The 26,519-nt window shown below is 60.2% G+C and carries 21 protein-coding genes and 1 pseudogene; 10 read left to right on the top strand and 12 right to left on the bottom strand.

Features of this window, described 5'->3' with window-relative positions:
* From E0F99_RS19650 to E0F99_RS19640, 3 genes are all read left to right on the top strand, one after another.
* The coding region (locus E0F99_RS19650) for a MaoC/PaaZ C-terminal domain-containing protein (protein ID WP_130908880.1) at positions 1-753 on the top strand (753 nt) is incomplete at its 5' end.
* A complete protein-coding gene (locus tag E0F99_RS19645; protein WP_083358173.1) occupies positions 750-2,048 on the top strand; it encodes an acetyl-CoA C-acetyltransferase in 1,299 nt (432 codons plus the stop codon). The genes E0F99_RS19650 and E0F99_RS19645, both read left to right, overlap by 4 nt.
* A 30-nt stretch (positions 2,049-2,078) precedes the next feature.
* Complete coding sequence (locus E0F99_RS19640; RefSeq protein ID WP_083358174.1) at positions 2,079-3,782, top strand: AMP-binding protein; 1,704 nt, start codon at positions 2,079-2,081, stop codon at positions 3,780-3,782.
* Positions 3,783-3,831: 49 nt separating this feature from the next.
* Here E0F99_RS19640 and E0F99_RS19635 read toward each other — a convergent pair whose 3' ends face one another.
* From E0F99_RS19635 to E0F99_RS19615, 5 genes are all read right to left on the bottom strand, one after another.
* The gene (locus tag E0F99_RS19635) at positions 3,832-4,809 is read right to left on the bottom strand and encodes an NAD(P)-dependent oxidoreductase (RefSeq protein WP_083358175.1); all 978 of its coding nucleotides are present in this window, start codon (positions 4,807-4,809) and stop codon (positions 3,832-3,834) included.
* Positions 4,806-6,104 (bottom strand): MFS transporter, encoded by a 1,299-nt coding sequence (locus E0F99_RS19630; protein ID WP_083358176.1) that lies wholly within the window; start codon positions 6,102-6,104, stop codon positions 4,806-4,808. The genes E0F99_RS19635 and E0F99_RS19630 overlap by 4 nt, the downstream gene beginning before the upstream one ends.
* Before the next feature lie 45 nt (positions 6,105-6,149).
* Positions 6,150-7,091, bottom strand: coding sequence for a sugar kinase (locus E0F99_RS19625; protein WP_083358177.1), 942 nt, complete (start codon positions 7,089-7,091; stop codon positions 6,150-6,152).
* Complete coding sequence (locus E0F99_RS19620; RefSeq protein WP_083358178.1) at positions 7,084-7,866, bottom strand: sugar phosphate isomerase/epimerase family protein; 783 nt, start codon at positions 7,864-7,866, stop codon at positions 7,084-7,086. Before E0F99_RS19620 ends, E0F99_RS19625 begins: the two co-directional genes overlap by 8 nt.
* Before the next feature lie 87 nt (positions 7,867-7,953).
* Positions 7,954-9,012 (bottom strand): LacI family DNA-binding transcriptional regulator, encoded by a 1,059-nt coding sequence (locus tag E0F99_RS19615; RefSeq protein WP_083358179.1) that lies wholly within the window; start codon positions 9,010-9,012, stop codon positions 7,954-7,956.
* A 275-nt stretch (positions 9,013-9,287) separates the two neighbouring features.
* Here E0F99_RS19615 and E0F99_RS19610 point away from each other — a divergent pair, with 275 nt between their 5' ends.
* The 3 genes from E0F99_RS19610 to E0F99_RS19600 all read left to right on the top strand — a co-directional run bounded on the left by E0F99_RS19610 (position 9,288) and on the right by E0F99_RS19600 (position 15,229).
* Positions 9,288-10,520, top strand: coding sequence for a hypothetical protein (locus tag E0F99_RS19610; RefSeq protein WP_232000056.1), 1,233 nt, complete (start codon positions 9,288-9,290; stop codon positions 10,518-10,520).
* A 151-nt stretch (positions 10,521-10,671) separates the two neighbouring features.
* Positions 10,672-12,726, top strand: coding sequence for a hypothetical protein (locus tag E0F99_RS19605; protein ID WP_083358180.1), 2,055 nt, complete (start codon positions 10,672-10,674; stop codon positions 12,724-12,726).
* Between the two features lie 793 nt (positions 12,727-13,519).
* The gene (locus E0F99_RS19600; RefSeq protein ID WP_083360422.1) at positions 13,520-15,229 is read left to right on the top strand and encodes an autotransporter outer membrane beta-barrel domain-containing protein; all 1,710 of its coding nucleotides are present in this window, start codon (positions 13,520-13,522) and stop codon (positions 15,227-15,229) included.
* 72 nt (positions 15,230-15,301) lie between these two features.
* Here the strand turns inward: E0F99_RS19600 and E0F99_RS19595 are convergent, their stop codons facing one another.
* The 3 genes from E0F99_RS19595 to E0F99_RS19585 all read right to left on the bottom strand — a co-directional run bounded on the left by E0F99_RS19595 (position 15,302) and on the right by E0F99_RS19585 (position 20,371).
* A complete protein-coding gene (locus E0F99_RS19595; protein ID WP_083358181.1) occupies positions 15,302-15,943 on the bottom strand; it encodes a DUF1345 domain-containing protein in 642 nt (213 codons plus the stop codon).
* Positions 15,944-16,108: 165 nt separating this feature from the next.
* Positions 16,109-19,198: an efflux RND transporter permease subunit gene (locus tag E0F99_RS19590; protein ID WP_083358182.1), complete on the bottom strand. Its 3,090-nt coding sequence runs from the start codon at positions 19,196-19,198 to the stop codon at positions 16,109-16,111.
* Positions 19,199-19,213: 15 nt separating this feature from the next.
* Positions 19,214-20,371, bottom strand: coding sequence for an efflux RND transporter periplasmic adaptor subunit (locus tag E0F99_RS19585; RefSeq protein WP_083360423.1), 1,158 nt, complete (start codon positions 20,369-20,371; stop codon positions 19,214-19,216).
* Positions 20,372-20,658: 287 nt separating this feature from the next.
* Between E0F99_RS19585 and E0F99_RS19580 the strand changes: the two genes are divergently transcribed.
* Both E0F99_RS19580 and E0F99_RS19575 read left to right on the top strand, forming a co-directional pair.
* The gene (locus E0F99_RS19580) at positions 20,659-21,360 is read left to right on the top strand and encodes a response regulator (RefSeq protein WP_083358183.1); all 702 of its coding nucleotides are present in this window, start codon (positions 20,659-20,661) and stop codon (positions 21,358-21,360) included.
* A gap of 3 nt (positions 21,361-21,363) precedes the next feature.
* Positions 21,364-22,665, top strand: coding sequence for an ATP-binding protein (locus tag E0F99_RS19575; protein ID WP_083358184.1), 1,302 nt, complete (start codon positions 21,364-21,366; stop codon positions 22,663-22,665).
* Here E0F99_RS19575 and E0F99_RS19570 read toward each other — a convergent pair whose 3' ends face one another.
* The 3 genes from E0F99_RS19570 to E0F99_RS19560 all read right to left on the bottom strand — a co-directional run bounded on the left by E0F99_RS19570 (position 22,666) and on the right by E0F99_RS19560 (position 24,485).
* Positions 22,666-23,352 (bottom strand): anti-sigma factor, encoded by a 687-nt coding sequence (locus E0F99_RS19570; protein ID WP_083358185.1) that lies wholly within the window; start codon positions 23,350-23,352, stop codon positions 22,666-22,668.
* Positions 23,349-23,879 carry a sigma-70 family RNA polymerase sigma factor gene (locus E0F99_RS19565; protein ID WP_083360424.1) on the bottom strand — a complete coding sequence of 177 codons (531 nt, stop codon included), beginning with the start codon at positions 23,877-23,879 and terminating at the stop codon, positions 23,349-23,351. The genes E0F99_RS19570 and E0F99_RS19565 overlap by 4 nt, the downstream gene beginning before the upstream one ends.
* An 84-nt stretch (positions 23,880-23,963) precedes the next feature.
* Positions 23,964-24,485: a DUF3455 domain-containing protein gene (locus E0F99_RS19560; protein WP_083358186.1), complete on the bottom strand. Its 522-nt coding sequence runs from the start codon at positions 24,483-24,485 to the stop codon at positions 23,964-23,966.
* Between the two features lie 137 nt (positions 24,486-24,622).
* Between E0F99_RS19560 and E0F99_RS19555 the strand changes: the two genes are divergently transcribed.
* Both E0F99_RS19555 and E0F99_RS19550 read left to right on the top strand, forming a co-directional pair.
* On the top strand, positions 24,623-25,402 hold the full coding sequence (locus E0F99_RS19555; protein ID WP_083358187.1) for a class I SAM-dependent methyltransferase: 780 nt from the start codon (positions 24,623-24,625) through the stop codon (positions 25,400-25,402).
* A gap of 82 nt (positions 25,403-25,484) precedes the next feature.
* The gene (locus tag E0F99_RS19550; RefSeq protein WP_083358188.1) at positions 25,485-26,270 is read left to right on the top strand and encodes a sulfite exporter TauE/SafE family protein; all 786 of its coding nucleotides are present in this window, start codon (positions 25,485-25,487) and stop codon (positions 26,268-26,270) included.
* An 86-nt stretch (positions 26,271-26,356) separates the two neighbouring features.
* On the opposite strand, the pseudogene E0F99_RS19545 reads toward E0F99_RS19550, so the two are convergent.
* Positions 26,357-26,519, bottom strand: a pseudogene (locus tag E0F99_RS19545) (IS256 family transposase); the annotation flags it as partial.

Here is a 26,519-nt window from a genome sequence, read left to right as displayed (position 1 = left end):
GGGCTGGCGGGCAGGGGGAGCGCCGCCTATGGTCGCGGCTGTGGTTTTCGGCGCGAACAGGGCGTGCCGTTGTCCTATCCGCACGTGCTGGCCTTCCCGTTGCACCTGATGCTGCTGACGCGGCCGAGCTTTCCGTACCCGGCCAGCGGCATGGTGCACCTGGCCAATCGCATTCGTCAGCACCAACGCCTGCACGAAGGCCAAGCCTTGCGCCTGGAGGTGTTTTGCGAGCGCTGGGTGGCGCACCCCAAAGGCCAGGCGCTGAGTATCGCCACGCGGGCCTACAGCGCCGACGCGCTGGTGTGGGAGAGCGACAGCCTGTACCTGCGTCGCGAGGTGAAAGACCCCGTCGGCGAACCGTGGGATGACGTTTTGCCCTTGCAGGAAGACGGCCTGTTACGCACCCAACGCTGGGTGCTGCCCGCCGACCTGGGCCGCCGCTTTGCCAAGGTGTCGGGGGATTTCAACCCAATCCATACCTCGGTGATCGGTGCAAAAATCTTCGGCTTTCGTCGCGCCATCGCCCACGGCATGTGGACGCTCGGCCGGGCCTTGGCCGCCCAGCAACCGCCGGGTGGTCTGGATCAGGCGCAAGCGCATTGCGACTTCAAACTGCCGATCTTCCTGCCCGGCCAGGTCGCGCTGTGGAGTCGCCCGGCAACCGGCCCGCGCCGTGAGTTCGAAGTGCGCAACTTTGCCGGCGATAAACCGCATATGCGCGGGCTGTTTATTTGGAATGAGAACCGTCGATGACTGACTACAGCTTCAACCCGGCCCCGACTCGCCGCGTGGCGATTATCGGCGGCAACCGTATTCCGTTTGCCCGTTCCAACAGCGTGTACGCCCACGACAGCAACCAGGACTTGCTCGTCGCCGCTTTGCAAGGCCTGGTCGAGCGCTATAACCTGCATGGCCAGCGCCTCGGCGAGTTTGCGGCGGGCGCGGTGATCAAGCATTCACGGGATTTCAACCTGGCGCGCGAATCGCTGCTGTCCACCACACTGTCGCCCGAAACCCCCGCGTACGACGTGCAACAAGCCTGCGGCACGGGCCTGGAAGCGGCGTTGCTGGTGGCGAATAAAATCGCCCTGGGCCAGATCGACGTGGGCATTGCCGGCGGTGCCGACACCACCTCCGATGCGCCCATCGGCATCAACGAATCCTTGCGCCACACCTTGCTCGCGGCCAATCGGGCCAAGGGCATTGGCGACAAATTGCAAGCGTTGCTGAAGGTGCGTCCGGCGATGTTTTTCAAGCCATTGCTGCCGCGCAATGGCGAGCCGCGCACCGGCCTGTCGATGGGCGAGCACTGTGAGGAAATGGCCAGGCGCTGGCAGATCAAACGCCTGGCCCAGGATGAACTGACCCTGACCAGCCACCAACGCCTGGATGCCGCCTATAAACGTGGCTTTTTCGACGACCTGATCAGCCCTTACCGTGGGCTGGTGCGCGACAACAACCTGCGCGCCGACGCCAGCCTGGAGAAGCTCGCCGGGCTATCCCCGGCCTACGACCGCCAGAACGGCACCCTCACGGCAGGCAACTCCACGCCGCTGACCGACGGCGCCTCGGTGGTCCTGCTGGCCAGCGAAGCATGGGCGGCCGACCATGGCTTACCGGTGCTGGCCTACCTGCGCACTGGCGAGACGGCGGCGGTGAGTTTTGTCGACGGCACCGAGGGCTTGCTGATGGCGCCGGCCTACGCCGTGCCCCGCATGCTCACGCGCGAAGGCCTGAGCTTTGCCGACTTCGATTTCTTCGAGATCCACGAGGCCTTCGCCGCGCAGGTGCTGTGCACGCTCAAGGCCTGGGAAGACGCCGATTATTGTCGCGAGCGTCTAGGCTTGGACGCCCCGTTGGGCGCCATCGACCGCAGCAAGATGAACGTCAACGGCGGCTCGCTCGGCTGCGGTCATCCGTTCGCCGCCACCGGTGGCCGGCAACTGGCGGCGCTGGCCAAAGCCATCCATGAGAACGGTGGCGGGCGTGGCCTGATTTCGATCTGCGCGGCGGGCGGGCTGGGCATTACCGCCATCGTCGAAAAGTAGCGTTAAAACAATAACAACAAGGAGACTGCCATGAATGCTATAAGCCTGGAACACGCCGAACGGATCTGGTTGAACGCTTACTTGCCCGGCGTGCCGGCGGACATCGAGGCCGGTATCGAGGACTACCCGTCGCTGCGCGAAGTGTTCCTGGAACACTTGGAAAAATTTCGCGAGCGCGTCGCTTATGTCAGCATCGGCACTGAAATGACCTATGCCGACTGGCGAGTGCAAGGCGTCGCGTTTGCCGCATGGCTGCAGGGCCAGGGTGTGAAGAAAGGCGACCGCGTGGCGTTGATGATGCCCAACTGCTTGCAGTACCCGATCTGCCTATTGGGCACGATCCTGGCCGGTGCGGTGGTGGTCAACGTCAACCCGCTGTACACCGCCCATGAGCTCAAGCATTTGCTCAAGGACAGCGGCGCCGAAACGGTGGTGATCTTCGAAAACTTCGCCCACACCCTGGAAAAGGTCGTGGCCGGCAGCAGCGTCAAGCGCGTGGTGGTGGCGGCCATCGGCGACTTGCTCGGCACCTTGAAGGGCGCGGCGATGAACTTCATCCTGCGCAGCGTGCAAAAGCAGGTGCCCACATTCAACCTGCCGGGCGCCGTGCGCTTCAACAAGGTGCTGAAACAGGGGCGGGCGCGCAATCACCTCCCGGTGGCCATGAACCTCGATGAGCTGGCTTTCCTGCAATACACCGGTGGCACCACGGGGGACGCCAAGGGCGTGATGCTCAGCCACCGCAATATCATCGCCAACCTGTTGCAGGCCAAGGCCTGGGTCGGTGACCAACTGGACCAGGACACGCAGGAAACCAACGTCACCTTGTTGCCGCTGTACCACATCTTTTCCCTGACGGTGAACTGCCTGATGTTCATGTGCCTGGGCGGGCGCAACATCCTGATCGCCAACCCGCGCGACGTGAAGCGCGTGCAGATGATCCTGCGCAAGGAGCGCTTCAACGGGATTGCCGGGGTCAACACCTTGTTTAATGGCTTGCTGGAAAACAAGGAATTCTGCGCGCGGGACTTCTCCGACCTGCGCATGGTGATTGCCGGCGGCATGGCCACGCACACGGCGGTGGCCAAGCGTTGGAAGGAGGTGACCGGGCTGCCGATCATCGAAGGCTACGGGCTGACCGAATGCTCGCCGGTGGTGAGCATCAGCCCCATCGACATCTCACGCATGCGCGAGATGGCGTTCACCGGCAGCATTGGCGTGCCGTTGCCGTCGACCTGGGTGCGCTTTATGCGCGAGGACGGCGAGTTGGCCGACATCGGTGAACAAGGTGAACTGCAAGTGCGTGGGCCGCAGGTGATGCAGGGTTACTGGAAGCGCCCGAAGGAAACCGCCGAGGTGCTGGATGCTGAGGGCTGGTTGTCGACCGGGGATATCGGGGTAATGGATGAGCACGGCTATATCCGCTTGGTGGACCGCAAGAAGGACATGATTCTGGTCTCGGGCTTCAATGTGTATCCGAATGAAATCGAAGACGTGGTGGCGCTGCACCCGGGCGTGGGCGAAGTCGCCGCTATTGGCGTAGAAGACCCTGTGACCGGCGAGAAAGTGAAAATCATCGTCGTGCGCAAAGACCCGAACCTGACCCAGGAACAGATCCTTGCCCATTGCCGGGAATACCTGACGGGTTACAAAGTGCCGCGGTATGTGGAATTTCGCACCACCGAACTGCCCAAGACCACCGTCGGCAAAGTACTGCGCCGCGCCTTGCGCTGATTTACCGGTGTAGGTGATCTAACTGTGGGGGTTTGTGTGGTGTGGGGGATTAGTGTGTCCAGGCCGTGCCATTCACCAGGTTTTTCGGCCGTTCACCCGCCAGCGCCGCCAGCAGGTTGTCCACCGCACACTTGGCCATCGCCTCACGCGTTTCATGGGTCGCCGAGCCGATGTGTGGTGTGGCCACCACGTTGTTCAAGCGCAGCAACGGCGAGTCGTGGTTCAACGGTTCACGCTCAAACACATCCAGGCCCGCCGCCCGAATCGTACGTTGCTGCAACGCTTGGACCAGTGCGGCTTCGTCCACCACTTTGCCACGCGAGATATTGATAAAGATCGTCTCTGGGCCCATCAGCGCAAACTCCTCAGTGCCGATCAACTTTTCGGTTTCGGCGGTCAGCGGCAAGGTCAGGCAGACAAAATCGGCTTCCTTGAGCAAGGCCACCAAGCTGCGGTACTGCGCGCCGAAGCGTTCTTCCACCAACGGTTTGGGCGAGTGGCTGTGGTAGATCACCGGCATGCCAAAACCAAAATGCCCGCGTTGGGCCAGGGCTTCGCCGATGCGGCCCATGCCGATAATGCCCAGGGTCTTGCCGTGTACGTCGGTGCCGAAATGCGCGGGGCCGATGTTCTTGTTCCATTGGCCGGCGCGGACCATGTCGGCCAGTTCGACCACACGGCGCGCGGTCGCCAGGATCAGCGCGAAACCGGTATCGGCAGTGGTTTCGGTGAGCACATCCGGGGTGTTGCTGAGCAGGATGCCACGTTGGGTGAGGTAGTCGATGTCGTAGTTGTCGACACCCACCGAGACGCTGGCGATTGCTTCAAGCTTGGGCGCCAAGTCGAGCAACTGGGCGTCCAGGCGCAGGCTGGCACCCAGCAGGCCCTGGGCGCTGGGCAAGGCGTCGCGCAGTTTGGCCAGGCCCGGTTCATCGAGTGCCTCGATCAACGTGACGTCGGCCTGCTCATGCAGGCGGGCCATCAGTGGCGCGGAGAGTTTCTTGTATAAAACGACAGACTTTTTCATCGGGTTTTCACCTTCAATCCAAGGGGCGGCATCGGCGCGCGTTCACGGTCGCTCGCGCCGGGCTTGAGGAAAATCGTCAGCACCACGGCCAGCATCAGCGCACCGCTCATCAGCAGGTACGAGGCGCCTGGCGAACCGGTGCTGCTATTGAGATAACCCACCAAGTACGAGCCGCCGAAGGAGCCGAGCGCGCCCATGCTGTTGATCAGCGCCATGGCGCCACCGGCAACGTTGGCCGGCAGAATCTCGGGGACAATCGCGAAGAACGGCCCGTACGGCGCATACATGCAGGCCCCGGCGATCACCAGCAGGGTGTAGGACCACCAGAAGTGTTCGGCGCCGAGCATGTAGGAGGCGTAGAACGCGATGGAGGCAATCAGCAAGGGGGGCCACACAAAACGTTTACGTTTTTGCAGCTTGTCCGAGCCCCACGACACCACGAGCATGCCGATCACCGCTGCCAGGTAAGGCAGCGCCGACAGCCAGCCGGCCTCGACCATGTCCATCTGCAAGCCAGCCTTGAGGATCGACGGCAGCCACAACACGAAGCCGTACACGCCGATGCTCCAGCAGAAAAACTGCAGCGCCAGGATGATCACTTTCGGCGAGCGGAAGGCTTCGGCGTAGTTCTTCACCGCCTTGATCCCGACTTGTTCGGCGGCCAGGGCGCTTTCCAGGTCTTTTTTGTGTTGCTCACTCAGCCACGTGGCGTCGGCGGGTTTTTCGTCCGCCAGCTTCCACCAGATAAACGCCCAGATCACCGCCGGCAAACCTTCGATGATAAACATCCAGCGCCAGCTGAAATGCTGCACCAGATAGCCCGAGACCACCGACATCCACAGCATGGTCACCGGGTTACCAAGGATCAGGAAGGTGTTGGCGCGCGAGCGTTCGGCACGCGTGAACCAATGGCACAGGTACACCAGCATCGCCGGCATCACGGCGGCTTCGACCACCCCGAGCATGAAGCGAATGGCGATCAGCATGTAGGCGTTGGACACCACGCCGGTCAGGGTGGCGAGGCCGCCCCAAAGGATCAGACTGACGAAAATCAGCTTTTTAACGCTGCGTTTTTGCGCGTAGATCGCCCCCGGCACCTGGAAGAAAAAGTAACCGAGGAAGAACAGCGCACCCAGCAGCGACGACATGCCGGGGGTGATCATCAGGTCTTCGGCCATCCCGGAGGCGGCGGCGAAGCCATAGTTGGCGCGGTCCAGGTACGCCAGGCTGTAGGTGATAAACACGATGGGCATGATGTACCACCAGCGGCGAGTGGCGAGTTTCAAGGTATCCATGGGGTTGCTCCTGAGCTTGTTGTAGTTGTGGCAACAGGGTGTGGGTCATGCAACGGATCGGGCAGGTAACTCCAAACGGGTCGGCAAGCCTTCCATATCGCCCCGGCTCTGCACGGCGCGGCTGCCGATCCAATTGCCGCGCTGTACGGCTTCGCGAAAGCTGAGGTTTTCCAACAGGGCGCTGATCATGCCGACGGCAAAGCCATCACCGGCACCGACGGTGTCGATGACTTTTTCCACCGGCACGGCGGCGACAAAGCCTTGGTCCATCTGGGTGCGGTAATAGGCGCCATCCGGCCCCAGTTTGATCGCCACGGCTTCCGCGCCTTGGTCGAGATAGAACGCGGCGATGTCGGCCGGGTCGTCGAAACCGGTGAGCAAGCGGCCTTCGCTCAAGCCTGGCAGTACCCAATCAGCCAGCGCGGCCAGGGCGTTGATTGCGCTGATCATTTGCGCTTGGCTGGCCCATAGCGACGGGCGCAGGTTCGGGTCGAACGACACACTGCGCCCGGCCTTGCGCATTTGCGTCATCAATTCCACCGACAACTCGCGGGTGGCCTCGGACAAGGCCGGCGGTATGCCGGTGGCGTGCAGGTGCCGCGCCTGTAACAGCGCGGGGCTGATGGCGGCGATGGACAAGTGGCTGGCGGCCGAACCTTTGCGGAAGTATTCGACTTGAGGGTCCGCGCCGGCTTCTTCGCGGGACTTGAACTGAAAGCCGGTGGGGTGCTGCGGGTCCACCGCCACATGCTGGCAATCCAAGCCTTCTTTTTTCAGCGTGTCGACCACAAAACGCCCAAGCGAATCATTCCCGACCCGGCTCAGCCAGGCCACGTTGAAGCCCAGGCGCGACAGGCCGATGGCGACGTTGCTGTCGGCGCCGGCAATACGTTTGTGGAATTGGGCCACCTGGGCCAAATCGCCGGTCTGCTCGGCGACAAACATCGCCATGGTTTCGCCAAACGACAAGATATCGATCTCAGACATGGGCATTCTCCGCACGCGGCTGGCCAAGGGGGGCGAGGGTGGCAACCTGTTGCGCGGTGACGTCGGTCAGGTCATCGCCTTGCAACGGAAACTCCACGGCCCGGGTAATCCCTTGAGTCATATGCTTGAGCAGTTGTTCCCACAGATGCAGGTCGGTGGCGCCAGGCGGCAGGGCCACCAGCTTGCCGTCCTGGCGACGGGCCACGGCCTTGCAGTGCAGGTAATCCACGTGCCGGCCCAACAGGCGCGCGGCAGTGAGGGCGGATTGGTCCTGCCACTGCCAATTGCCGATGTCGAAGGTCATCTTCACGGGCAGGCCCAGGCGCTCAACGTCGGTAAAGAACCGTTGCATCGGCTCGATCCGCCCGCCGTGCAGGGTCTGGTCGTTTTCCACCAGCAGTCGCACCGGGTGGCGGTTGAGCAGGGCGTGCAGGCTTTGCAGGTCGTTGGTGTCGGTGAAGTAGCCGAGGGAGATTTTCAACCAGCGCGAGCCGAAGGCCTGAGCGCGGTCCAGGGTGGCGGCGAGCTCGGCATTCGGCTGGGCGCGCCCGGCAACCCAGAGTTCCAGCGGCGAAGAGAACACCGATTCCAGGCCATGCGCGGCGGCAGCCTGGGCCAGTGTGGCGGGGTGTTCGTTGGTCAGCAGTTCTTCACGCCACTCGATGCGCTGGGCGCCGGCGGCACTCAGCAACTCGACAAAACTCAGCTGGCCCTGTTGGCGTACCAGGTCAGCGCCGTAGCTGGAAAGGCTGATGGAGACGGGGTATTTATGCATTGTTATGTACCTCTGAAACCGGTTTCATTTTTCGACGCAAAACAAGTCTGGGAGCTGGCTTGCCGGCGATGACGGTGTGTCAGGCGATTACTGCTTCGTCTGATGAACCGTCATCGCCGGCAAGCCAGCTCCCACAAGGGATTGAGTGGAGCCACGGATGATTAATTCCGGCAAAAAATCCAGGGTGCGCGTCGGCGCGTCATCGCCGCGCAGGCGTTGGAGCAGGCAGTCGAACGCACTGGCGCCAATCGCTTGAGTGGGCTGGGCGAGGGCGGTAATGCCGTTGCCCACCAACGGGTACCAGTCCAGGTCATCCAGGGCGATCAGGCCCACATCGTCAAACAGGTTACAGCCCAGGGCCTTGAGCGCACGGGTACAGGCCAGCGCGGCAATGCCGTTGGCGCAGAACAACGCCTTCGGGCCGGGATTGGCCACAAAGGCCTGCAAATGGCTTTGCAGTTCGCCATTCAGTTCCAGCACTGCGCCGGTCAGTTCGGGGCGGCTGGCGATCTCGGCCGTGAAACTGGTCTGGCGCTCCACGCGCGAGCTGGTGCCATCGGCGGCTTCGCTCACCAGCAATACATCGCGATAACCCTGCTGTTGCAGATGCTCCACGGCGATGCGCACGGCTGCGCGGTTGTCCAGCCCCACCAAATCGCTGTGCAGCGGCTCGACCTTGCGGTCGACCAGCACAAGCGGCATTTCCTGCTGCAGTTCGAGCAATTGGTCGAGGTGATGGCCGAGGGTGTTCACGATCAGCCCTTCGATGTTGTACGAGCGCAGCGCCGCCAAGTGTTGGCGTTCCTGTTCGTCATCGCGGTCGGTGTTGCACACCACCAGGCTATAGCCGTGTTGGCGGCAGGCGGTCTCGACGCCGTGCATCACGGCAATGGAGTAGGGGTTGCGGATATCGGCCACCAGCATGCCGATCAGGCGTGTGCGCCCGCGTTTCAAACCGCGCGCCATTTGGTTGGGACGGTAGCCGAGATCGCTGATGGCCTGCTCGATGCGCAGCGCGATGGCGTCGGAGAGCAGGGCACGGTCATCACCGATAAAACGCGAGACGCTGGCTTTGGACACACCGGCGCGCTCGGCGACGTCAAGCATGGTCACGCGGCTGCGCTGGGCGGCGGAAAATGGAGTCACGGTGGCGGGCCTTTCTTATTGGATTGAGTCGTTTTAGTGCGTAAGTGTCGCACTGAAACCGGTTTCATAAGATGCCAGGCAACCTGTTTTCGTCAAGGAGTATTTAGAAAATAAGTCGCTGTTGTCATAGGCGAATACCGACGAGTGGACAGGCTTACCTGTGAGTTCTGACAGTATCCGGCCCGCGGCTTTGAGCGTTTAATTCTTCTAACAGCGAACAGGCCAGGAAGTTCTCTTCTGGCTCGGCGTCGTGACACTAACCCTGAGGCCGGAATATGACGACGATAAAAAACAGCACATCTTCCGTCCCCGTGGAAGGTGATCTAACCAACATTCCATCCTTGGCGCCATTGATCATCAAGGGCGTCGATACCACCAACGGGAGAGGGGTCGTACCGCAAGCGTTATTGTTGGCGCCGCTGAAAGTGCTCGTCCCCGCGTGGGATACACCGGTGGTGGGTGAGCCGGCGCATACACTAAGTCTTTTTTGGCTCAGTCACGATGGGGAAAGGTTGCTTGCCAGGCTGCAAGTCACGGCGCCCCCACCGCCGATTCTCGATTTCTACGAAGTTGAGATCAAACTGGCCGACTTGCGCAGCGCAACCCGCGTCGCAGAACTTTACTACAGCGTCGATACCGAGGGCGGTACTAACAGTATGCGCCCGAGCATTCCTATCACAATTGATCTGGACCCTCCAAGGTTGCTGCGGCCCACGGATGTACTGCAGTTTGTGGTGCCGCCTTCGCCTGCACTCAACGAGCAATATATTGTTGATCATCCACAGACGGCGTTTATCATTCCGCCCTACAACATCCAGGCACCCTATGACTGGGTCGAGTTTTATTTATCTAACTTGCAAGATCCTCCTCAGAATCTGGCAGCGGCTGGACGTGCGTTGGTGGATTTTACGACCCAGCCCCCGACGGCTTCTCTGGACGCGGCTGCCTTCCGCAAGTTGAACGATGGCGCTGCGCACATATTCTTCAGGATCTATGACGCGACTGGCAACTTCAGCGTGCCGAGGAGTCTCGGCCTGCCGTTTAAGGTGAACCTGCTCGGAACAACAACCCCTACGCGTCCGTTACCTGCCCCCGAAATAGGGCACTCATTAAACAAAAATGGTTACTTAACCTGCTCTTCAACCCCGTCTTTTATGGCAGGGGTCAGTTGGTTAATAGCCCCTCATGCCGGTATCCGCGAGGGTGATGAAGTGAGGTTTGTATGGCAAGGGTTTAATGAAAATAACTGGGCCACCGAGAATCTAAATGCGGTGTTCAGGACATCGCTGCGTTGGACGAGCACTCACGCACAGAAGGGCGCAACAGTGATCGTGGATTCGTTTGATACCACCTTGTTTCCTTTACGCAATTTTGCCTCGGCAAGCGGCAGTTATGAAGTATGGCGAGACGGTACGCGAGTGGGCGAATCATTGCCCGGGTACCTACGCGTTGATCTGACGTACGGCACGGGTTTTTATTGCTCACCTCGCGGAAAAGTTCGTGGTTGAGTGATGTTTTTTCAATGAGCTTATTGCGATCTCGTGCACGCAGCGTCCGTGGCGCATCGGTGTGATTAAAGTTCGTGGCTGATAGGCGTAAGTGTCGCCAGCTGGCGAAGTAAGTAGTTGTTTTAGTGGTTTAACTAGTCGGAGCAAGAACATGGACAGGACAAACAGAGATATTATTGACAGTTTTATACCAAAAGTGCCCGCGGACTACCAAGTCATGCGACTTTCAGCCGGTAGCTTTGACGGTCAGGTGCCGGGTTTCCCGGGGTTGCTCACTAGGGCGGCCGCAAAAAGTCAATTCTTAACCTACCGCGTTCCTTTATGGGACTTTCCGAGTACAGATCCGCTCGCGCCTAACGTGGTAACGATACAGATCCGCCCTTATGCGGCCGTCCCCGTCTTTCCTGCTGGCCATGCGTTGGCCGGCATGCCTAATGCCAATGCAGAGGATTTGTATTTCGTAAGCCCTCCCGGCTATTCAGTCGAGGTCTCTAACCCCTCCGATCCTTTCGTAATGAATATTCCGGAAGAATATTTGCAGAATGGCGCGTGGTTAATCAGGTACACCGTGTATGACCCTGACACGGATACTCGCAACTCATCGGTCGCGCAGTTGCTGATCGTTGACGAGACAGCGCCCTATGACGTTACGGGTGATCGACCTCCCGAGCCGACGTTGCCTTCGGGTCTTTCGGGGCCTCTTAACCTTGCCCTTTTCCAGAGCCTGGGCGAGGTAAACTTTCCCTTTGTTTATCTGCTCGAGCAAGGGAAATCCCCGGGTGATACGGTCTCGGTGTACTACGGCTCTTCGGACAGACCAATCCAATTTGCCTCCGGAACAAGGATTCCGATTGATCCAGCCCAGCCAACCGTCTGCACCGTGCCGTATAGCGCAGTCATGGCCGAAAAGCGGGGGATCCATGAAGTAAGTTATATAGTATATGACGCTGCCGGCAATCCATCTCAGCAGTCATACAAGTTAACGCTTGAGGATATGGCGGGTGACCCGGCACCTAGTGGCTTTGCGCCATTGGTGATCTTGCTGGCCGAGACCGACAGCCTGATCAATAGTGCTGATGTATCGGCTAATAACGGTGCAATCGCGCGGGTTCCGCCCTTCATGAACCCCGTGCGGCCGTCAGATTCAATCACCTGCGTCTTGACTTCAGTCAACGGTTCAATAACGCTGACTAAGCCGGTGGGCGCTTCTGGTTTTCCGGATTTTCAGTTCACCCCAGATAACATGGCGACGCTTTACGGGACAGGGCCAGGCTTCGTGGCGGTCACCGCTACTTACACGGTTAGTCGCGGCACGAACACCTATCCGACACCGCCGTTAAGCACTCGATTCGACCTGAACCTGGAACCTGTAGGGCCGACCCTGGTGACAGACCTGCTTCCAGTCGTGGTCGAAGCGGTACGCCCTAACAATGTATTTGGACCGCCCAACCACCTTGAGCTTGCCGATGTAAATCGGGATGCACGATTCCGAATCCCATTGTGGACGACAAACAGAACGCCTGAAACGATTCTACCGTTCACCGTTTCTGTCGTTTATGGCGGTCGCGTGTATTCAACGGATGTAACGAGCATCAATGTTGATCGGGAGGTAATAATCCCGCTGCCGTTTAGTGAAATCATCGCTTTGGGCGGCCCTACTCAGCCCGTGTTTTATTCCATTACTCGCCCAGGCAATCCTAACGTTGGGACGACGTCGCAACACGATGTGATTGTTGACTCTGCGGTCCGGCGTTTGGGCACGCCAACCGTTCAGAATACTGCAGGTATAAATAAATCGGCGGGCTGCAATAGCTTGTCGCCAGTGAATACCGGCACACTCAGAGTGTTTATCCCTGGCTCCGACTTATTGTCCACTTCAGAACCGGTGGTCGTGACGTACGTTGGGTTCCAGAATGACACCGCTACAGGCCCCGGTTTAACGCCGGTAGTCAAGTCGTTCAACCTGCCTAATGACGCTGCGCGCCGCGTTGGGTTTACGGTTGATCTTGGTACCGCGCAGGAGTTGTATGACCCGATCCACAATAATCGAGCGAACGCCATTTCGGGTTCTGCAATAGTAACGATTAGCACGCAGTACATGGGTCAAACGGTCAGTTCCTTGCCCGAAACTATTCGTGTTAGAGGTCGAATTGCGGGCCCGGCAGGCACTTCGTATTACTGCTCGGGTGCGGTTATCCCGGCATAGGCCATGGCGTTAATGTAATTGCCAAAGAGGGCAAGAGCCCTCTTTGGCATGCCAGTCAGTGCTGGCGCTCTTTTCAGTGCTGTTTATTGATTATTCGCATCGATAGTTAGGATAAGTCCTACAGATTTGAGCCGTGCGCTGAACAATCATGGCGCCGCTTGATTGGTTGGGTCTCACGAGACTTAGAACCCTCCCTATCACTTCGTGAAGGTACTAGAGGTCCATAAATATGTCGGCAGTATTCAATTTCAAACCAACGCCTTTGAGCCTTGCATTGATGGCACAAGCCGTCTCGCTATTGTTTCTGGTCTCGCCCAATGCCCAAGCTCACACCGATGTAAAATCGCCTAACGCATCAATAACATCCACTACGCCGATTGATGATTATACGCTGTTTCCACGTTCTCACTTGATCGCCTCCGGTGCGAGCACTCGGCAGATCGTGATGGATAACGCAGGCTTGACACTTCAGGCGGGCAGTAAGACGTTAGACATTCTGGCCAACAATCAATCGACTATTGTGGTTGATCGTTCAGCGGTGCAGGCCCGTCCCGGGATAGGACAAGGCATCCTCGTCAGAGGCAACAGCATCGTCTACATCATCAATAACAGCACAGTGGAGAATAGCGGCGGCTTTGGTGTGTCTGTGACCCGGACTGCGGGCGCAACGGACGGTTCTTCCGTCACGGTAAGAGACAGCAGTGTGGTCGGTTCAACCCGTGGTATCAATGCTGCGGGCTACAGCACCGTGACGCTGGACAACGCCCGTGTCACGGCGACCGATGCGACGGGCATGGGGTTGGTCTTGCTAAATGCTGAGGCTGCGGTCAGGAATAACAGCACCATCGTCGGCGGAGCAAATGGCGTAAATATGCGCACGGACGCCAATCTGACGCGCACCAACTCGTTAATCCTGGATAACTCTGTGGTCCAGGGCAAAACGGGTGCTGCGATCTTGGTGAACCCGTCGCTTACTAACAACACCAGGGCCGATATTCAGGTGCTTAACGGCTCAAATTTGCTAAGCGGCAATGGTGTGTTGCTTCAAGTAGACAATAATTCGATTGCCAACATGAATGTCGACAACAGCAGGTTGGTCGGCGATGTGGTGATTGGTGCGGGCAGCACCGGCACGGTGCAGCTCAACAACAATGCCTCGCTGACCGGCCAATTGCGCAACGTCGATCAACTTGACGTCAATGGGAACGCCCAGTGGGTACTGGTGGGTGACAGCCAGGTCAATACGTTGAAAATGAGCGGCGGCAATGTGGTCTTTGGTGCCCCAACTCAATACGTTCAACTCAACACCAACAACTTGAGCGGCAACGGCACGTTCAAAATGCACACCAACTTCAACACCGGCGAGACCGACCTGTTGAATGTCAACGGCAACGCCGAAGGCAGTCACCAATTGCTGATCGGCGCCAGTGGCTCGGAGTTGGCCACCGGTGAAGCCATCCAGGTGGTGCACACCCAAAGCGGCGGCGCCAAGTTTGGCCTCGTGGGCGATACCGTCGACGTCGGCGCTTTCGAATATGGGCTCAAGCAGGAAGGCACCGACTGGTACCTGGACACCGAGAAAAAGGGCACCAGTACCAGCGCCAAGGCAGTGCTGGCACTCGCCAACGCTGCACCGGCTGTCTTGCTTGGCGAATCGAGCATCTTGCGCACCCGCATGGGTGAGGTACGCTTCGGCGAAGGCAAGAGCCAAGGCCTGTGGATGCGCGGCTACGGTAACAAGGTTGACGTGGCCGCCAACAACAACGGTGTGGGCTACTCACAGAATCAGGCGGGTCTGACCCTCGGTGCAGACTGGGCGGTCGATGAGCTGTGGACATTGGGTGTGATGGGCGGTTACAGCAACTCCACCCTGGGCCTGAGCCGTGGCAGCAGCGGTATGGTCAACAGTTACTACGCCGGTGTATACGGCATTTTGCGTGATGACGAGAGTGGTGTGTATGTCGACCTGACGGCCAAGGTCAACCGCCTGAACGGCCAAAGCCAGGTGAATATGAGCGATGGTCAGCGCGCCAAAGGCAAATATTCGCAAGACGCGGTGAGTGCATCGGTTGAAGTCGGCAAGAATATCAAGCTCGATGATGACGGTTTGTATCTTGAACCCTTCGCTCAGTTGGCCGTCGCCGCGATTGGCGGCTCCAACTACACGATGGACAACGGTCTGAAGGCGAAAAGCGATCGTGCCACTTCAGCGATCGGCAAAGTAGGTATCACCGCCGGTAAAAATATCCAGCTCGAAAGCGGCGGTATTCTGCAACCGTATCTGCGCACGGCGGTGGCGCGTGATTTCAGCCCGGACAACAAGGTTTATGTCAACGATCAGCAATTTAAAAACAACCTGTCGGGCGCAAGTATAGAAGTCGCCGGCGGCATGGCTGTTTCGTTGTCGCCAAGCCTGAGTGTGCATGCTGAAGCCACGCATATGAAAGGCAAGGCCTACGATCAGCCTTGGGGTGCAACAGTAGGTGTGCAGTGGGCCTTCTAAGCGGTCTAGGCAGTTGAAAAGGGGAAGCTTCGGCTTCCCCTTTTTTTTGCGCATCAGATCAGCCCGTTCGACCTAACTGAACAACCCCGCCGCGATATTGATCGAGAAGCCCAGAATCGCCGTATTGAACAGGAAGCCGATCAACGACTGGCCCAGTACCACTTTGCGCAGGCTGCGTGTGGCCACGCCCACGTCAGCGGTTTGCACCGCCACACCGATGGTGAACGAGAAGTACAGGAAGTCCCAGTAGTTGGGGTTGCGCAAACCTTCGGCAAAGCGCAGCGCCGGTTCTTCGCCTTCCCACGTGTAAAAAAGCCGCGCGTAGTGCACGCTGAAAATCACCCCGGTCAGCAGCCATGAGCCAATCACCGTCATGCCGGTAAAACCGTAATGCAGCAGGCGCTCAGTACTGCCCAGGTCCTTGCTGCCCACCAGGTTGACGGTGATGGTCGCCAAGCTGGCAATCGCCGCGATGCACACCATGAACAGCACCAGCCCGGCGTTTTCATCCTCGATTTCGGCAATACGTTTTACCTCGCCGGCGCGGGCTCGGGTCGCCAGCCACAGCATCAGCAGCAGATAGGTCCAGACGCCGGCGTTCCAGCCGATGAGGATCTTGCTGACGAGTGTGTCGGCCGGCGCCAGAATGCCCACGGCGAGGCCGAGAACGGCAGCGGATGAGAGGCGAGGGTGAGTGCGGGCGAGGAAGGCCATAGGTGCTCACAACAGGGGCGGTTGTGAGCACCATAGCGCATTCTTCAACGGCTGACGTGCTGGGCTGAGCGTGTTCGTTATGGCCAGCAGACTTTCTGAGGCATCGCGGGCTTGTTGTGGCAAGCCCGCTCGCCACAACAAGCGCGCAGGCCAAGGGATACCCAGTTAGGTCTTTTTGCGCACCCGTTTCATGACCACCACAAAGAACACCGGCACAAACACCACCGCCAGGGTGGCGGTGATCATCCCGCCGATCACGCCCGTGCCGATGGCCTGCTGGCTGGCCGAGCTTGCACCCGTGGCAATCGCCAATGGCACCACGCCGAGAATAAACGCCAGCGACGTCATGATGATCGGCCGCAGGCGCAGCCGCGCGGCTTTCAAGGTGGCCTCGACCAAGTCTTCGCCTTGCTCATACAGGTCTTTGGCAAACTCGATGATCAAGATCGCGTTCTTCGCCGACAAGCCAATGATGGTGATCAGGCCGACCTTGAAGAACACATCGTTGGGCATGCCGCGCAAGCTCACCGCCACTACCGCGCCGAGCACGCCCAGCGGCACTACCAGTAACACCGAGGTCGGGATCGACCAGCTTTCATACAGCGCCGCCAGGCACAGGAACACGATCAGCAGCGACAGGCCCAACAGTAACGGCGCCTGGGAGCCGGACAAACGTTCCTGCAGCGACAACCCGGTCCATTCCTGGCCCAGGCCCGCCGGCAGTTGGCTGACCAGGCGCTGGATTTCTTGCATGGCCTCACCCGTGCTGTGCCCCGGTGCCGCTTCGCCGCTGATGGCGATAGCCGGGTAGCCGTTGTAACGCGTCAACTGTGCCGGGCCTTGGGTCCACTTGGCCTCGACAAACGCCGACAACGGCACCATTTTCCCGGCATTGTTGCGTACGTTGATCTTCAGCAAATCCGCGACCTGGCTACGCTGGTCGCCTTCGGCCTGTACCACTACTCGTTGCATGCGGCCTTGGTTGGGAAAGTCGTTGACGTACGCCGAACCGATGGCCGAAGACAGCACATTGCCGACGTCCGCGAAGGACACGCCCAACGCGTTAGCCTGTTTGCGATCGACTTCCAGCTGCACTTGCGGCGCCTCGGCCAGGGCGCTTTCACGCACGTTGGCCAGGATCGGGCTTTTCTCGGCGGCGGCCAGCAGTTCGGTACGCGCAGCCATTAACGCGGCATGGCCGACGCCACCGCGGTCTTGCAAGCGGAATTCGAAGCCGCTGGAGGTGCCCAGGCCGTCTACCGGCGGTGGCAGGATCGCGTAGGCAATCGCATCCTTGAGCGCGCTGAAGGCTTCGTTGGCACGGTCGGCGATCGCTGAGGCGGAGTCGTCGCTGCTGCGTTGCGACCAATCCTTCAGCGTGGTAAACGCCAGCGCCGCGTTCTGCCCGGAGCCGGAGAAACTGAAGCCCATGATCATCGTGGTGTCACCCACTCCAGGCTCCCCAGCGTTATGCGCCTCGATTTGCTCGGCCACCTGCACCGTGCGGTTTTTACTCGCACCCGGTGGTAACTGGATATCGGTGATGGTGTAGCCCTGGTCTTCGACCGGCAGGAACGAGGAGGGCAGACGGCTGAACAGCCAACCCAGGCCCACCAGCAACACCAGATAGATCAGCAGGTAACGCCCACTGCGCTTGAGCGCATAGGCTACCCAACCTTCGTAACGGTCGGTGAGGTTTTCAAAACGTTTATTGAACCAGCCGAAGAAACCGCCCTTGGCATGGTGGTCGCCCTTGGCAATCGGTTTGAGCAACGTGGCGCACAAGGCCGGGGTCAAGGTCAGGGCGAGGAACGCCGAAAACAGGATCGAGGTGGCCATCGACAGCGAGAACTGCTGGTAGATCACCCCCACCGAACCCGGCATGAAGGCCATTGGTAGAAACACCGCCACCAGCACCAGCGTGATGCCGACGATGGCTCCGGTGATCTGGCCCATGGCTTTGCGTGTAGCGTCCTTGGGCGACAGGCCCTCGGTGACCATGATGCGCTCGACGTTTTCCACCACCACAATCGCATCGTCTACCAGGATGCCGATGGCCAGCACCATGCCGAACATGGTCAGCACGTTGATCGAGAACCCCAGCAACAGCATGGTGGCGAAAGTGCCCATCAACGCAATCGGCACCACCAGCGTCGGGATCAGCGTGTAGCGCACGTTCTGCAGGAACAGGAACATCACCGCAAACACCAGCGCCATGGCTTCGAGCAAGGTGTAGACCACCTTGGTGATCGAGACTTTGACGAACGGCGAGGTGTCGTACGGAATCTTGTACTCCACGTTGGCCGGGAAGTAGCGCGACAGCTCGTCCATCTTCGCGCGCACCAGGGTTGCAGTGCTCAGCGCGTTGGCACCCGGCGACAGCTGCACACTGACGGCGGTGGATGGCTTGCCATTCAAGCGCGTAGAGAACTGGTATTCCTGACTGCCGATTTCCACCCGCGCCACATCGCCAATACGCACGGTGGAGCCATCGGGGTTGGCTTTGAGCACGATGTCGGCGAATTCCGCCGGCGTCGACAGCTGGCCCTTGACCAGAATCGCGGCGGTGATTTCCTGGGTCTTGGTGCCCGGCAAATCACCAATGCTGCCCGCCGAAACTTGGGCGTTCTGCGCGCTGATTGCGGCGTTGACGTCAGCCGGCGTGAGGTTGAAACCAATCAGTTTCTGTGGGTCGATCCAGATGCGCATGGCGCGCTCGGCGCCATACAGCTGCGCTTTGCCCACACCGTCAAGGCGCTTGAGTTCGTTCATCACGTTGCGCGCCAGGTAATCGCTGAGCGCAACGTCATCGAGCTTGCCGTCGTTGGACGTCAGGGTGACGAGCAGCAGGAAACCGGCGGAGACTTTCTCAACCTGTAAGCCTTGCTGAGTCACCGCTTGCGGCAGGCGCGGCTCTACCGCTTTCAGGCGGTTTTGCACATCGACCTGGGCCATTTCCGGGTCGGTGCCCGGCTGGAAGGTCGCGGTGATGGTGGCCGAACCCAGGCTGCTCTGGGATTCGAAATACAGCAGGTGATCGGCGCCGTTGAGCTCCTGCTCGATCAGGCTGACCACGGTTTCGTCCAGGGTCTGGGCCGAGGCGCCCGGGTACACCGCGTAGATTTCCACCTTCGGCGGCGCGACGTTGGGGTACTGAGCCACCGGCAGTTGCGGGATGGCAAGCGCGCCCGCCAGCAGGATAAACAGGGCGACCACCCAGGCGAAGATCGGGCGGTCAATAAAGAACTGCGGCATTAGGTATTCCTTTCCTTAGCGGGCAGAGGCCTGGGCACTCGGGGCGGGGCTGTCGTCCACTTCGACGGTTTCACCGGGGCGCGCATGCTGAAGGCCTTCGACGATGATGCGGTCACCGGGCTTGAGGCCGCTGCTGACGATCCAGCGATCTTCGATCACCGCACCCAGCTCCACGGGCTGCTGGCTGACGGTCTGTTCGGCGTCCAACAGCAGCACCATCGGGATGCCGGCGCTGTCTCGGGTGATGGCGCGTTGCGGCACGCTGATGCCTTGTTTATCCACGGCTTGTTCCAGGCGCACCCGTACAAAGCTGCCGGGCAGCAGGTCGAGGTCCGGGTTGGGGAACTCGCTGCGCAGGATGATTTGCCCGGTGCCCGGGTCGACGCTGATGTCGGCAAACAGCAATTTGCCCGGCAGCGGGTACAGGCTGCCGTCGTCTTCGATCAACGTGGCCTTGGCCTGGTCCTGGCCAACCTGCTTCAAGCTGCCGGCACGGAAGGCGCGGCGCAGGTCGTTGAGCTCGCGGGTGGACTGGGTCAGGTCGGCGTGGATCGGGTCCAGTTGCTGGATGACCGCCAACGGCGTGGCCTCGTTCTGCCCGACCAGCGCGCCCTCGGTCACCAGCGCACGGCCGATACGCCCGGAAATCGGTGCGGTCACGGTGGCGTAGCCCAGGTTGAGTTTGGCGCGCGCCACGGCGGCCTTGTTGGCGGCGACTTCGGCGTTGGTCTGGCGCACGGCGGCGCGGGCATTGTCGTAGTCCTGGCCGCTGATGGCGTTGCCTTCCACCAACTGGCTGTAGCGTTGCTCTTGCAAGCGCGCCTGGAACGCATTGGCCTGGGCCTTGCTCAGGTTGGCCTGGGCGCTGTCGAGGTCGGCCTTGAACGGAGCCGGGTCGATGCGGAACAACACGTCACCCTGTTTCACATCGTGGCCTTCCTTGAACACGCGCTGCATCACCACGCCGGCAACCCTCGCGCGCACCTCGGCAATGCGCGGCGCGGCGATGCGCCCACTCAGCTCACTGGTGATGGACAGGGGCTTAGCCTCAAGGGTTTCGATGCGGACTTTGGCCAGGGGCGTTTCCGGCGCTTCGTCCGCCGACTGACCGCACGCGCTCAGGGCGAGTGTCAGGGCCAGCAGGCAAAACGGCGCAAACAGATTCTTCGACATGCTCATATCCCAATATTGACTGGCGCATCCTAAAGACACCTGCGCCGTGGTGCTGTGAAGCTGTGTAGCTCGTCTGTGAAGAAATGTAAGGTGCGACCCATAGTTCGCTGAGGGCGTATATCCTTGCACAATCCTGCAAACAGCAAAGATCAAATGTGGGAGGGGGCTTGCTCCCGGTGGCGGTGGAGCTGCCAATAGATGAGTCAACTCAACCACCGCGATCGGGTGCAAGCTCCCTCCCACATTGGTTTTGTGTATGACCGCTAACAGTATTATTTGGAAACACCATGCCCAACATCCTTCTGGTGGAAGACGACGCCGCACTCTCCGAGCTGATTGCCAGCTACCTGGAACGCAATGGCTACCATGTCAGCGTGCTCAGCCGTGGCGATCACGTACGTGAACGGGCGCGCCTCAATCCTCCGGACTTGGTGATCCTCGACCTGATGCTGCCGGGCCTCGACGGCTTGCAGGTGTGCCGGCTGCTGCGTGCCGACTCGGCGGGCCTGCCGATCCTCATGCTCACCGCCCGCGACGACAGCCACGATCAGGTGCTGGGCCTGGAAATGGGCGCCGACGACTATGTCACCAAACCGTGCGAGCCGCGCGTGCTACTGGCCCGTGTCCGCACCTTGCTGCGCCGCAGCAGCCTGTCCGAGCCTCAAGTGGCCAACGACCAGATCGTCATGGGCAACCTGTGCATCGACCTGTCGGAGCGTACCGTGACCTGGCGCGAGCAGACGGTGGAACTGTCCAGCGGTGAATACAACTTGCTGGTGGTGTTGGCCCGGCACGCGGGAGAAGTGCTCAGCCGCGACCAGATCCTGCAACGCCTGCGCGGGATCGAGTTCAACGGCACCGACCGTTCGGTGGACGTGGCCATCTCCAAGCTGCGTCGCAAGTTTGACGACCACGCCGGTGAGGCGCGCAAGATCAAGACCGTGTGGGGCAAGGGCTACCTGTTTAGCCGTTCCGAGTGGGAATGCTGATCCATGTTTCGTGTCCTCCTGCGCCTCTACCTGATCACCATCGTCACCTACAGCGCGGCGATTTACCTGATTCCTAAGCTGGTGATTCAGGTATTCGAACACCGCTACTTGAACTACAACGTCGAGCAAACCCGCGGCCTGCAAAAACTCATCGTCAAGCAATACCTGCGAGCGCCGGTCGAGCGTTGGTCACAGGTCACCGACCAGTTGGGCCGTGACTTTGCGCCGCTCAAAGTGCAACTGCTGCTGCGCCAGGACGCCAGCTACACGCCAGCAGAAGAACAGTTACTGGAGCTGGGCAAACCAGTGATCCGCCTGGGCGAGTGGGGCTGGATGGAAGAAATCAGCTCGCCGATCAACCAGCAGTTTGCGGTCAAACTCACCATTCCGCCCGACCCGCTGGACATGAACCTGCTGTACTGGTCGATGAACGTACTGATTGGCGCTGCGCTGCTGGCCTGCCTGCTGTTCTGGCTGCGCCCGCACTGGCGTGACCTGGAGCGCCTGAAAAATACCGCCGCGCAGCTGGGTAGGGGCAACTTGGCCGAACGTACGCGTATTCCGGCCAGCTCCAACATCGGCAGCCTGGCGTCGGTGTTCGACACCATGGCCGACGATATCGAACGCCTGCTTAATCAGCAGCGTGACCTGCTTAACGCCGTCTCCCATGAACTGCGCACGCCGTTGACTCGCCTGGATTTCGGCCTGGCGCTGGCGTTGTCCGAAGACCTGCCGCACGCCAGCCGCGAACGTCTGCAAAGCCTGGTGGCGCACATTCGCGAGCTGGATGAGCTGGTGTTGGAATTGCTCTCCTACAGCCGCCTGCAGAACCCGGCGCAACTGCCGGAGCGGGTCGACGTGGTGCTCGACGAATTTATCGACAGCGTGCTGGGCAGCGTCGACGACGAGTTGGAAAACCCCGAGATTGTCATCGATGTGGCGCTCGACTGTGCCGTGGAGCGCTTCAGCCTTGACCCGCGCCTCACCGCCCGTGCGTTGCAGAACCTGCTGCGCAATGCCACGCGCTACTGCGATAAACGCATCCAGGTGGGCGTCAAGGTGTGCGCCAACGGCTGTGAGATCTGGGTGGATGACGATGGCATCGGCATTCCCGTGGATCAGCGTGAGCGCATTTTCGAACCCTTTTATCGCCTCGACCGCAGCCGCGATCGCGCCACCGGCGGCTTCGGCCTCGGTTTGGCCATCAGCCGACGCGCAATGGAAGCCCAGGGCGGCAGCTTGACGGCCCTGGCATCGCCCTTGGGTGGGGCGCGGTTTCGGCTGTGGTTGCCCAGCCTCGACTGATCAGAGCACCTTAACGGCACGGCCGATCGCCTGGATCGGCCCGGTGGGTTTGCCGGTGGGCGAGCCTAGAGGGTCTTCCAAGGTCAGCTCGAAGAGTTGGTTTGGCGCCAGTGGCGGGAGTTTGTCCAGCGCCACCGACAGCGTCTCTCCTGGCTTGACCAACCCCAGCGATACGGGGCCTTGCCAGCCGTCCGCCTTGGTCCAGAATTGCAGGGCCTTGTCGGCAGGCACTTGCATCACGCCCAATGGAATCAGCTGGATCTGCTGCGCAGTGCTGGCTTGGATCACCCAGCCTGGGGCCTGGTTTTGTGGCGCTACCAGCACCACCACAAAGGTTGGTTCAGCGGTGGGTGGGCGGGTGAGCAGCAACGCCGCCAATACCAACGAGGTGACCAACCCGGCACCGGCCAGGCCGCGCCAGAGTGCCAGCAGGTTCCACCACGGCAGCCGATTTTCGGCGGCGGTATCGGCGGGCGCGACAGTGCGTTCGATGCGCCGCCATAGCTGGGACGAGGGTGGCACCGGTTCGGCCAACGCCGTCAGTGGCAACAGGCGCTGCTCCCAAGCGTCCACCGCCGCGCGCAACTCGGCATCCAGGGGTAAGCGCTGTTCAACGTCGGCGCGCTGCTCGGCGGGCAGGGTCCCGAGTACATATTCGCCGGCCAGCTCGTCCAGTGGGTTGCTCATGCCATGCACTCCCGCAGCGCAGCTAGGCTACGTTTGATCCAGGCTTTGACGGTGCCCAACGGGGTGTCCAGTTTCTGTGCGATTTCGCTATGGGAATAGCCGTCGACATAGGCGTGGAGCACGCAACGGCGACGGGCCGGGTCGAGTTGTTCCAGACAGTGCTGAATCTGGCCTGAGCGCGCGCTGAATTCAACGCTGTCGTCGGCGGTTGCAACGTATTCATGTGCGTCGTCCAACGCCACCTCGCGATGAAGGTTGCGCACCCCATTCAATGCCAGGTGCCGGGTCACGCTGAACACCCAGCCCCGCGCCGAACCACGGCTGGGGTCGAAACTGCCGGCGCCGCGCCAGATCTTGATAAAGGCGTCATGCACAATATCTTCGGCCAAGGCTTTGTCCCGGGCAATGCGCATGGCCACACCGAGCAGGCGGCTGCTGTCGTGCTCATACAGCCGGCGCAGGGCACGTTGATCGCCACGGGCACAAGCGCCCAAGCAGGCTTCGTAATCAAAAGTGGGTTCGGGCAAGGACACTGTTTTCCGCAGTAAGAACAAAACCAATGCCCCGACCCAGAGGCCGGGGCGCTACTGCAGCAGCGTAGCTGAAATGGCTCAGTTGGCCGCCCAAAAGATGTAGTCGGCCTGGTATTTCACCACTTCCTGCTTGCCTTTGTTGGCGGTGGTGCATGCGGTGCTCGGCGCCACACCGCCTTTAAGCGCGACCCGCTGGATATAACTCACGCCACTCATTGCACCCTTGCCTTCGGCGGGGTTGGCCTTGACCAATTGATACGGCAGGTTGCCCGTGCTCGAAGGTGCTACCGCCAACTGAGTGCCGGTGACCTTCGAGCCGTCGTTGGCTTGCCAGGTAGCCGGCGGGCCAAAGTAGGTGCCTACGGCCTTGCCGCTGCGGTCACTGAGCACGGCTTTAGGGCCGACAAAAGTCCATTCGGTCTGGCCAGCAGCGTTGGCTTTGTCTCGGCATTCGTAAGTGATTTCGCCGACGCCAGTGGTCTCCAGCGCAACCTTGTGCCCATCCGGCACCTTGATGCTGTCGGGCAGGCCGGTCTGGGCGAAAACCGTTGGCGCAGCGGCCAGCAGGGCGGTCAGGCAGAACAGTGCTTTAGCGTTCATCGGTGTTTCTCCATTGAGTAGAACAGCGGGGTCACTGTAAGCACTACCCAGGCCGCGCACGATTGGATGCAGTGATTAGAAAATAAAGGCGCGAGGGCGCACACTGTGCCCCCGCTATACCCGAGGAGAAATTGGCAATGACTGGTGTTCACGCGTCTGCTCAACAGGGTTTCTCTACCCAGGCCGTCACCTACGCCCAAGGCCGGCCCGGCTATCCACGACAACTCACCGGCTGGTTGACCGATGCGCTGCACATCGACGCGCAGTCGACGGTCATCGATCTGGGCGCCGGTACCGGCAAATTCACCCGCTTGCTCAGCGCCCTGGCGCCGACCCTGGTGGCGGTCGAGCCTGTGGAGGCGATGGGCGCGCAGCTCAGTAAACTTCTACCTGATGTGCACCTGGTCAATGGCACGGCCGAATCCATTCCTCTGGAAGCTGGCGTCGCGGATGCGGTGGTCTGTGCGCAAGCCTTCCATTGGTTTTGCACGAAAGCGGCGCTGGCCGAAATTCACCGCGTACTCAAACCCGACGGGCGCTTGGGGCTGGTGTGGAATGTGCGCGATGAGTCGGTGGATTGGGTCGCTGCCATTACCGACATCATCACACCCTACGAGGGCGACACGCCGCGGTTTCACACAGGCCAGTGGCGTGAAGCCTTCACCGGCGAGTATTTTTCCGCACCCGAAATGACCTGTTTTGCGTATCAACATGTTGGCAGCCCGCAGGAAGTAATCATGGACCGCTTTCTGTCGGTGAGCTTTATCGCAGTGCTGCCGGCGGCGGCAAAAGCCGCGGTCACCGCGCAACTGCGGGCACTGATCGACACCCATCCGGCCTTGCGCGGGCGCGACACGGTGGCGTTCCCGTATCAGACGCAAGCCTACCTGTGTCATCGGCTGAGGCAAAAAGCATAAAGTCAGATCATATTGATATAAGTCGTTATAAGAAAAATCGCTATCCTGCGGCCAGAAATTTTTAAGGCCGCGGGTAGCTGGAATGGATGTGGGTAATGTTGGTTTTGTAATCGCCGGCCTGATCGTTGGTTTTATCGTCGGCATGACCGGTGTTGGTGGGGGCTCGTTGATGACCCCGATCCTGTTGTGGTTCGGCATCAACCCGGCCACCGCCGTGGGCACCGACCTGTTGTACGCGGCCATCACCAAATCCGGTGGCGTGCTGGTGCACAGCAAGAACAAGAACATCGACTGGACCATCACCGGCTGGCTGACCCTGGGCAGTGTGCCGGCGGTGCTGCTGACGCTGTGGTTCCTCGCCAGCCTGCACACTGATCCGAGTGCGATGAACGCGGTGATCAAGCAGGCGCTGGGGTTTGTGTTGCTGCTGACGGCGCTGGCGATTCTGTTCAAGAAAAGTCTGTTGGCCTTTGCCCAGCGCCATGCGGGCGATGACTATCACATGAGCCCGCGTAACTTGAACGTGCTGACGGTGGTGACCGGGGCGGTGCTGGGGACCATGGTTGCGCTGACGTCTATCGGGGCGGGTGCGCTGGGCACGGTGGCGCTGTTTATCCTGTATCCGTTTCTGGCTACGCGGCGGTTGGTGGGGACGGAGATTGCCCACGCGGTGCCGCTGACGTTGGTGGCGGGGTTGGGGCATGCCAGCATGGGGAATATGGACTGGCATTTGTTGGGGTTTTTGTTGATGGGGTCGTTGCCCGGTATTTACTTGGGCAGTCACATGACTGGCAAGGTGCCGGATGGCGTGTTACGGCCGTGCCTGGCGGTTATGTTGATGGCGATTGGGTATAAGTTGGCGTTTTGATTTTTCGTCTGGATTGAGTACATATGAGAGTGTCAGATTTTTTGTGTGCGGGCCGGTAACGGCCTGCCGACAGGCAGGCCTTAGTTTTACCAGGTAGGCCTGATAAATCGATCTCCGTACAGAATCGCAAATTGGTTCATCGCACTCTTCCAGTCATGTGCCGGTTTGCCCCAGTTAGCAGTGATATTTCGCAATCCCAACCAGATTAATTTTGTTGCAGCATCGTCCGTTGGGAAGTGCCCTCGGGTC

It is taken from the genome of Pseudomonas antarctica, from assembly GCF_900624995.1.
Lineage (GTDB): Bacteria > Pseudomonadota > Gammaproteobacteria > Pseudomonadales > Pseudomonadaceae > Aquipseudomonas > Aquipseudomonas antarctica.
This window is presented reverse-complemented; position numbering and strand designations above follow the sequence as displayed.

What these genes read in the sequence shown, in the direction of transcription:
- E0F99_RS19570 (WP_083358185.1), bottom strand. Translation starts at nt 23,352, where the DNA reads ATGAGCAACCCACTGGACGAGCTGGCCGGCGAATATGTACTCGGGACC.
- E0F99_RS19610 (WP_232000056.1), top strand. Translation starts at nt 9,288, where the DNA reads ATGACGACGATAAAAAACAGCACATCTTCCGTCCCCGTGGAAGGTGAT.
- E0F99_RS19635 (WP_083358175.1), bottom strand. Translation starts at nt 4,809, where the DNA reads ATGAAAAAGTCTGTCGTTTTATACAAGAAACTCTCCGCGCCACTGATG.
- E0F99_RS19550 (WP_083358188.1), top strand. Translation starts at nt 25,485, where the DNA reads ATGGATGTGGGTAATGTTGGTTTTGTAATCGCCGGCCTGATCGTTGGT.
- E0F99_RS19620 (WP_083358178.1), bottom strand. Translation starts at nt 7,866, where the DNA reads ATGCATAAATACCCCGTCTCCATCAGCCTTTCCAGCTACGGCGCTGAC.
- E0F99_RS19555 (WP_083358187.1), top strand. Translation starts at nt 24,623, where the DNA reads ATGACTGGTGTTCACGCGTCTGCTCAACAGGGTTTCTCTACCCAGGCC.
- E0F99_RS19585 (WP_083360423.1), bottom strand. Translation starts at nt 20,371, where the DNA reads ATGTCGAAGAATCTGTTTGCGCCGTTTTGCCTGCTGGCCCTGACACTC.
- E0F99_RS19625 (WP_083358177.1), bottom strand. Translation starts at nt 7,091, where the DNA reads ATGTCTGAGATCGATATCTTGTCGTTTGGCGAAACCATGGCGATGTTT.
- E0F99_RS19605 (WP_083358180.1), top strand. Translation starts at nt 10,672, where the DNA reads ATGGACAGGACAAACAGAGATATTATTGACAGTTTTATACCAAAAGTG.
- E0F99_RS19580 (WP_083358183.1), top strand. Translation starts at nt 20,659, where the DNA reads ATGCCCAACATCCTTCTGGTGGAAGACGACGCCGCACTCTCCGAGCTG.
- E0F99_RS19575 (WP_083358184.1), top strand. Translation starts at nt 21,364, where the DNA reads ATGTTTCGTGTCCTCCTGCGCCTCTACCTGATCACCATCGTCACCTAC.
- E0F99_RS19645 (WP_083358173.1), top strand. Translation starts at nt 750, where the DNA reads ATGACTGACTACAGCTTCAACCCGGCCCCGACTCGCCGCGTGGCGATT.
- E0F99_RS19640 (WP_083358174.1), top strand. Translation starts at nt 2,079, where the DNA reads ATGAATGCTATAAGCCTGGAACACGCCGAACGGATCTGGTTGAACGCT.
- E0F99_RS19630 (WP_083358176.1), bottom strand. Translation starts at nt 6,104, where the DNA reads ATGGATACCTTGAAACTCGCCACTCGCCGCTGGTGGTACATCATGCCC.
- E0F99_RS19600 (WP_083360422.1), top strand. Translation starts at nt 13,520, where the DNA reads ATGGGGTTGGTCTTGCTAAATGCTGAGGCTGCGGTCAGGAATAACAGC.
- E0F99_RS19560 (WP_083358186.1), bottom strand. Translation starts at nt 24,485, where the DNA reads ATGAACGCTAAAGCACTGTTCTGCCTGACCGCCCTGCTGGCCGCTGCG.
- E0F99_RS19595 (WP_083358181.1), bottom strand. Translation starts at nt 15,943, where the DNA reads ATGGCCTTCCTCGCCCGCACTCACCCTCGCCTCTCATCCGCTGCCGTT.
- E0F99_RS19590 (WP_083358182.1), bottom strand. Translation starts at nt 19,198, where the DNA reads ATGCCGCAGTTCTTTATTGACCGCCCGATCTTCGCCTGGGTGGTCGCC.